This window comes from Phytobacter sp. V91 (assembly GCF_965644225.1).
Lineage (GTDB): Bacteria > Pseudomonadota > Gammaproteobacteria > Enterobacterales > Enterobacteriaceae > CBFFRJ01.
The window spans coordinates 23,059-29,931 of sequence record NZ_CBFFRJ010000060.1 but is presented as its reverse complement, the minus strand read 5'-3'; the positions used below and the strand labels follow the sequence as shown (position 1 = coordinate 29,931).

At 55.0% G+C, this 6,873-nt stretch carries 3 protein-coding genes; 2 read left to right on the top strand and 1 reads right to left on the bottom strand.

The window, feature by feature from the left end:
• Positions 1-94 precede the first annotated feature (94 nt).
• Positions 95-1,846: a bifunctional isocitrate dehydrogenase kinase/phosphatase gene (gene aceK, locus ACSZO4_RS13760; protein WP_437889539.1), complete on the top strand. Its 1,752-nt coding sequence runs from the start codon at positions 95-97 to the stop codon at positions 1,844-1,846.
• Positions 1,847-1,857: 11 nt separating this feature from the next.
• Here the strand turns inward: aceK and iclR are convergent, their stop codons facing one another.
• The gene (iclR, locus tag ACSZO4_RS13755; RefSeq protein ID WP_437889538.1) at positions 1,858-2,685 is read right to left on the bottom strand and encodes a glyoxylate bypass operon transcriptional repressor IclR; all 828 of its coding nucleotides are present in this window, start codon (positions 2,683-2,685) and stop codon (positions 1,858-1,860) included.
• Positions 2,686-2,878: 193 nt separating this feature from the next.
• Between iclR and metH the strand changes: the two genes are divergently transcribed.
• Positions 2,879-6,562, top strand: coding sequence for a methionine synthase (metH, locus tag ACSZO4_RS13750; RefSeq protein WP_437889537.1), 3,684 nt, complete (start codon positions 2,879-2,881; stop codon positions 6,560-6,562).
• Positions 6,563-6,873 lie beyond the last annotated feature (311 nt).

The window sequence follows — 6,873 nt, the reverse complement described above, 5'->3', positions numbered from 1 at the left end:
GTGGCATCAGGTCAAACACGGTAGCAGTGTACCCGCCTGGTGGCGGGTAACTGAAGTGACTTTAAACATACAAGGGTCGGGGTGAGGGGAATCTATGCCGCGTGGCCTGGAATTACTGATTGCACAAACCATCCTGCAGGGATTCGATGCCCAGTACGGACGCTTTCTCGAAGTCACCTCCGGCGCGCAGCAGCGCTTTGAACAGGCCGACTGGCATGCGGTCCAGCAGGCGATGAAGCAACGTATTCACCTCTACGATCACCATGTGGGTCTGGTGGTGGAGCAACTGCGCTGCATTACCGATAATCAACGTCCTGATCCGGCTTTTCTGCTGCGGGTTAAAGCGCATTACGCTCAACTGCTGCCGGACTACCCGCGCTATGAAATCGCGGAAAGTTTTTTCAACTCGGTCTACTGCCGGTTATTCGATCATCATGCGCTCACGCCTGAGCGATTATTTATTTTCAGCTCCCAGCCGGAACACCGTTTTCGCGGAAACTCGCGTCCGCTGGCAAAGGATTTTTTCCCCGATACTGACTGGGAAACACTGCTCACCCACGTACTCAGCGATGTACCGCTACGTCTGCCATGGCAGAACAAAGCACGGGATGTGGGCTACATCATTGCCCATCTGGTCGACACATTTGGACTGGAGGTGCTGCGTCGGGCGCATTTGCAGATTGCTAACGAACTTTTTTATCGTAATAAAGCGGCCTGGCTGGTCGGCAAGCTGGTAACGCCTGCGGGCACGCTGCCGTTTTTGTTGCCTGTTCATCGCAGCGACGAAGGTGAGCTCTTTGTCGACACCTGCCTGACAGCCATCTCTGAGGCCAGCATCGTGTTTGGTTTTGCCCGCTCCTATTTTATGGTGTATGCGCCACTGCCTGCCGCTTTGGTGGAGTGGCTGCGTGAGATCCTGCCGGGGAAAACCACCGCTGAGCTGTATATGGCGATTGGCTGTCAGAAACACGGCAAAACCGAGAGCTACCGTGAATACCTGACCTATATCACCGGTAGCGATGAGCAATTTGTTGAAGCGCCAGGCATACGCGGCATGGTGATGCTGGTCTTCACGCTGCCGGGTTTTGACCGGGTATTTAAAATCATCAAAGACCGCTTTCCTCCGCAAAAAGAGATGAGTGCCGCCCATGTGCGCGCCTGTTATCAGCTGGTCAAAGAGCATGATCGTGTCGGGCGGATGGCAGACACCCAGGAGTTCGAAAACTTTGTCCTCGAAAAGCGCCAGATAGCGCCAGCGTTAATGGCGTTACTGCTGGCAGAAGCGCCGCAGAAGATCACCGACCTCGGCGATCGTATCGTCATTAGCCATCTTTATATTGAGCGGCGGATGGTGCCGCTCAATCTTTGGTTTGAACAGGTCAAAGGCCAGCAGCTGCGGGATGCCGTAGAGGAGTACGGGAATGCTATCCGCCAGCTTGCCGCTGCCAATATTTTTCCTGGCGATATGCTGTTTAAAAATTTCGGCGTTACCCGGCATGGGCGCGTGGTTTTCTATGACTACGATGAGATCTGCTATATGACCGAGGTGAACTTCCGTGATATTCCGCCGCCGCGCTACCCGGAAGATGAGATGAGTGCGGAACCCTGGTATAGCGTGACGCCGGGTGATGTGTTCCCGGAAGAGTTTCGTCACTGGTTGTGTGCCGATCCGCAAATTGGGCCGTTATTTGAGGAGATGCATGCCGATCTGCTGCGTGCAGACTACTGGCGTGGCCTGCAAACGCGGATCAAAAATGGCCATGTGGAGGATGTTTACGCCTACCGGCGTAAGCAGCGGTTCAGTATCCGTTTTTCTCCCTCTCCCGGTGGAAGAGGGCCGGAGTGAGGGCATCAGCCTCAGCGCATTCCGCCCCAGGCGGTTGTCACCTCTTTCGCTCCCTTAATCGCCATCGCGCCAAGCTCGGTTACCCGGTCGTCGGTAATACGGGAAATGGGGCCGGAAATGGAGATTGCTGCAAACGGCAGGCCATGCTCGTCGTAAATGCAGGCGGCGACGCAGCGCAGGCCCAGCGCATGTTCTTCATCATCGAAGGAGTAGCCCCGCTTGCGTATCTGGGCAAGGTCTTCTTTCAGGTGCACCGGCGACACCAGCGTGGCATGGGTATAAGCATGCAGCCCTTTGCGGTGCAGCAGGCCGGAGACCTGGTCATCATTCAGATTTGCCAGAAAGGCTTTCCCGGCCCCGGATGCATGCATCGGTAATTTGCCGCCAATAGGGGCGGACATACGCATCAACTGGGTACATTGCACCTGGTCGATAATAATGGCCTGATGATCGCTCTGGTCCAGTACTGCCAGATTGACCGTCTCGCCAGAGTTTTCCATCAGGGTGCGTAAAATGGGGTGCACAATCGCCATCAGGTTACGGCTTTGCAGAAAGCTGCTGCCGACGATAAAGGCGTGTGCTCCCACCGACCAGTGGCCCAGTTCCCCAACCTGGCGTACAAAGCCAAGCTGCTGCATGGTAGTGAGTAAGCGATGGGTGGTTGAATTGGGTAAGCCAGCCTGCTGCGCCAGTTCGGTTAAAGCGACGCTGCCGCGTGATTCCGCGATGGACTCCAGCAATTTAAGGCCGCGGGTGAGCGACTGGACCTGACCGCCAGGCTGAGCAGCAGCGGCAACAGAGGGTTTTCTGCCGCGTTTAGCGGGAACGGTGGCAACCATGGCTGACTCCTTTTCTGTATCGTGGAAATCATTTTCGTTTCATTGAATTATAATGCAACCCCACAAAGTACTGATCGGATGAGTTCAGGTGAACATCTCTCATGTTACCCCTCTCTGGCTTTTCCGACCTGACAGTTTATGCCAGTATGTCCTGCTGGCCTTTTGGCCTGGTTGAGCGTCGTCGGGAGCACGTGTGAGCAGCAAAGTTGAGCAACTGCAACGGCAGTTAAAAGAACGAATTCTGGTTCTGGATGGGGGCATGGGCACCATGATCCAGAATCAACGTCTGAGTGAGCAGGATTTTCGCGGTGAGCGTTTCGCCGACTGGCCCTGCGATCTTAAAGGCAACAATGACCTGTTGGTGATCACCCAGCCTGAGGTGATTGCCACTATCCACTCCGCTTATTTTGCCGCGGGCGCGGATATCATTGAAACCAACACCTTTAACTCGACGACGATCGCGATGGCGGATTACCAGATGGAATCCCTGTCAGCGGAGATCAACTTTGCCGCGGCGAAGCTGGCGCGCGCCTGCGCCGACGAATGGACGGCCCGCACGCCGGAAAAACCGCGCTACGTTGCCGGGGTTCTCGGCCCGACCAACCGCACCGCTTCTATCTCCCCGGACGTTAACGACCCGGCGTTTCGCAACATCACCTTCGATGGGCTGGTGGAGGCGTACCGTGAATCCACCAAAGCGCTGGTGGAAGGTGGCAGTGACCTGATCCTGATTGAGACGGTTTTCGATACCCTCAACGCCAAAGCCGCGATTTTTGCGGTCAAAGAAGAGTTTGAAGCGCTGGGCGTCGACCTGCCAATCATGATTTCCGGCACCATCACCGACGCCTCAGGTCGTACGCTGTCCGGGCAAACCACTGAAGCCTTTTACAACTCCCTGCGCCACGCCGAGGCACTCACCTTTGGCCTGAACTGCGCGCTTGGGCCGGATGAACTGCGCCAGTATGTGCAGGAGCTCTCACGTATTGCCGAGTGCTACGTCACTGCGCACCCGAACGCTGGTTTACCCAACGCCTTTGGCGAATACGATCTTGATGCTGACACCATGGCGGCACAGATCCGCGAATGGGCGCAAGCCGGTTTCCTGAACGTGGTGGGTGGCTGCTGTGGCACCACGCCGGAACATATCAAGGCGATGAGCGATGCTGTCGCAGGTTTGCCGCCGCGCCAGTTGCCGGAGATCCCGGTTGCCTGCCGCCTGGCGGGTCTCGAACCTCTCAATATTGGTGACAGCAGCCTGTTTGTAAACGTGGGCGAGCGTACTAACGTTACCGGCTCGGCCAAATTTAAGCGCCTGATCAAAGAAGAGAAGTACAACGAAGCCCTGGAAGTGGCGCTGCAACAAGTGGAGAGCGGCGCGCAAATTATCGACATCAATATGGATGAAGGGATGCTCGACGCCGAAGCGGCGATGGTGCGTTTCCTCAACCTGATTGCCGGTGAACCCGACATTGCCCGTGTGCCGATCATGATTGACTCCTCGAAATGGGACGTCATCGAAAAAGGGCTGAAATGTATTCAGGGCAAAGGCATCGTTAACTCCATTTCGATGAAAGAGGGGGTTGATGTCTTTATCCATCACGCAAAACGCGTACGCCGTTACGGTGCTGCCATGGTGGTGATGGCCTTTGACGAAGAGGGTCAGGCTGATACCCGCGCGCGCAAAATTGAAATTTGCCGCCGCGCATACAAAATTCTCACCGAAGAGGTGGGCTTCCCGCCGGAAGACATCATCTTTGACCCCAATATCTTTGCCGTCGCAACCGGCATTGAAGAGCACAATAACTACGCGCAGGACTTTATCGGCGCCTGTGAAGATATCAAACGTGAGCTACCTCACGCGCTGATCTCCGGCGGCGTCTCTAACGTATCCTTCTCCTTCCGTGGTAACGACCCGGTGCGTGAAGCCATTCATGCCGTCTTCCTCTACTACGCCATCCGTAACGGTATGGATATGGGGATTGTGAACGCCGGGCAACTGGCGATTTATGACGATTTGCCTGCGGAGCTGCGTGATGCGGTTGAAGATGTTGTTCTCAACCGGCGTGAAGACGGCACCGAGCGACTGCTTGAGCTGGCGGAAAAATTCCGTGGCAGTAAAACCGACGATTCGGCTAACGCCCAGCAGGCGGAATGGCGGAGCTGGGAGGTGAAAAAACGCCTCGAGTATTCGCTGGTGAAAGGCATCACTGAGTTTATTGAGCAGGATACCGAAGAGGTCCGGCTGCAGGTTGCTCGCCCTATCGAGGTGATTGAAGGGCCGCTGATGGACGGCATGAACGTGGTGGGTGACCTGTTTGGCGAGGGCAAGATGTTCCTCCCGCAGGTGGTGAAATCCGCCCGCGTGATGAAACAGGCGGTGGCTTATTTACAGCCCTATATTGAAGCCAGTAAAGAGAAAGGCTCCAGTAACGGCAAGATGGTCATCGCGACCGTAAAAGGCGACGTGCATGATATTGGCAAAAATATCGTTGGCGTGGTGCTGCAATGTAATAACTACGAAATCGTCGATTTAGGCGTGATGGTGCCGACGGAGAAAATCCTCAAAACCGCCCGTGAAGTGAATGCCGACCTGATTGGCCTCTCTGGCCTGATTACCCCATCGCTGGATGAAATGGTTAACGTCGCCAAAGAGATGGAGCGACAGGGCTTCACCATGCCTTTACTGATCGGCGGCGCAACCACCTCTAAAGCGCACACGGCGGTGAAAATCGAGCAGAACTACAGCGGCCCGACGGTTTACGTGCAAAACGCCTCACGCACCGTGGGCGTGGTGGCGGCATTGCTGTCAGACTCGCAGCGCGATGATTTTGTCGCCCGTACCCGTAAAGAGTACGAAACCGTGCGTATTCAGCATGCCCGTAAGAAACCGCGTACGCCTCCGGTGACGCTTGCCGCCGCCCGGGAAAACGATCTGGCCTTTGACTGGGACAGCTATACGCCGCCCGTGGCGCATAAGCTGGGTGTACAGGAAGTAGAAGCCAGTATTGAGACGCTGCGCAATTACATCGACTGGACGCCGTTCTTTATGACCTGGTCGCTGGCCGGAAAATATCCCCGCATCCTCGAAGACGAGATCGTCGGGGAAGAGGCCAAACGGCTGTTCCAGGATGCCAACGATATGCTCGATATGCTGAGTCGTGAGAAGACGTTGAATCCGCGCGGGGTGGTTGGTCTGTTCCCGGCGAACCGGGTTGGCGACGATGTGGAAATCTACCGCGACGAAACCCGCAGCCAGCTACTGGCGGTCGGTTGCCATCTGCGTCAGCAAACCGAAAAAGTGGGTTTCGCCAACTACTGCCTGGCCGATTTCGTCGCGCCGAAGCTAAGTGGTAAAGCGGACTATATTGGCGCCTTTGCGGTGACCGGCGGGCTTGAAGAGGACGCGCTGGCCGAGGCGTATGATGCGCAGCACGATGATTACAACAAGATCATGATCAAAGCGGTGGCCGACCGCCTGGCGGAAGCCTTTGCCGAATATCTGCATGAGCGTGTACGTAAGGTTTACTGGGGCTATGCGCCAAACGAGAACCTCAGCAATGAGGAGCTGATTCGCGAAAACTATCAGGGCATTCGCCCGGCGCCGGGATACCCGGCTTGCCCGGAGCATACCGAGAAGGGCACCATCTGGCAGCTGCTGGATGTCGAAACCCACACCGGTATGAAGCTGACGGAGTCCTTCGCCATGTGGCCTGGAGCTTCGGTTTCCGGCTGGTACTTTAGCCATCCTGACAGCAAGTACTTCGCCGTGGCGCAGTTGCAACGCGACCAGGTAGAAGACTATGCCCGGCGTAAAGGGATGCCGGTGGCGGAAGTGGAACGCTGGCTGGCGCCGAATCTGGGTTACGATGCCGACTAAGTTCCTCGCCGCCTGACGTTCTATTAACTGGCCTGAATTTTCAGGCCAGTTTTGTTTTTAGCTGATTTATCTACGATGTTATTTTAAATAATCTGCACATAATGTTTTTATTAATCGTATGACAATTATAATTGTCATCAGCCATCTTAGGTTATATAAATATATAGAGTGTTAACTCGCCCTTCAGTTAATAACGTATTAAAAATGATACCGCGGAATAATATAAAAAATTAGGTATTATTTTTGATACCTTAAAAGTCACCTCTCTAAATCAGGTTATGTGATCGCTGTAAATAACTAAGCTTAGTGCT

Bases quoted from the DNA above. Each gene is read 5' to 3' on its own strand.
- iclR (WP_437889538.1), bottom strand. From the start codon at position 2,685: ATGGTTGCCACCGTTCCCGCTAAACGCGGCAGAAAACCCTCTGTTGCC.
- aceK (WP_437889539.1), top strand. From the start codon at position 95: ATGCCGCGTGGCCTGGAATTACTGATTGCACAAACCATCCTGCAGGGA.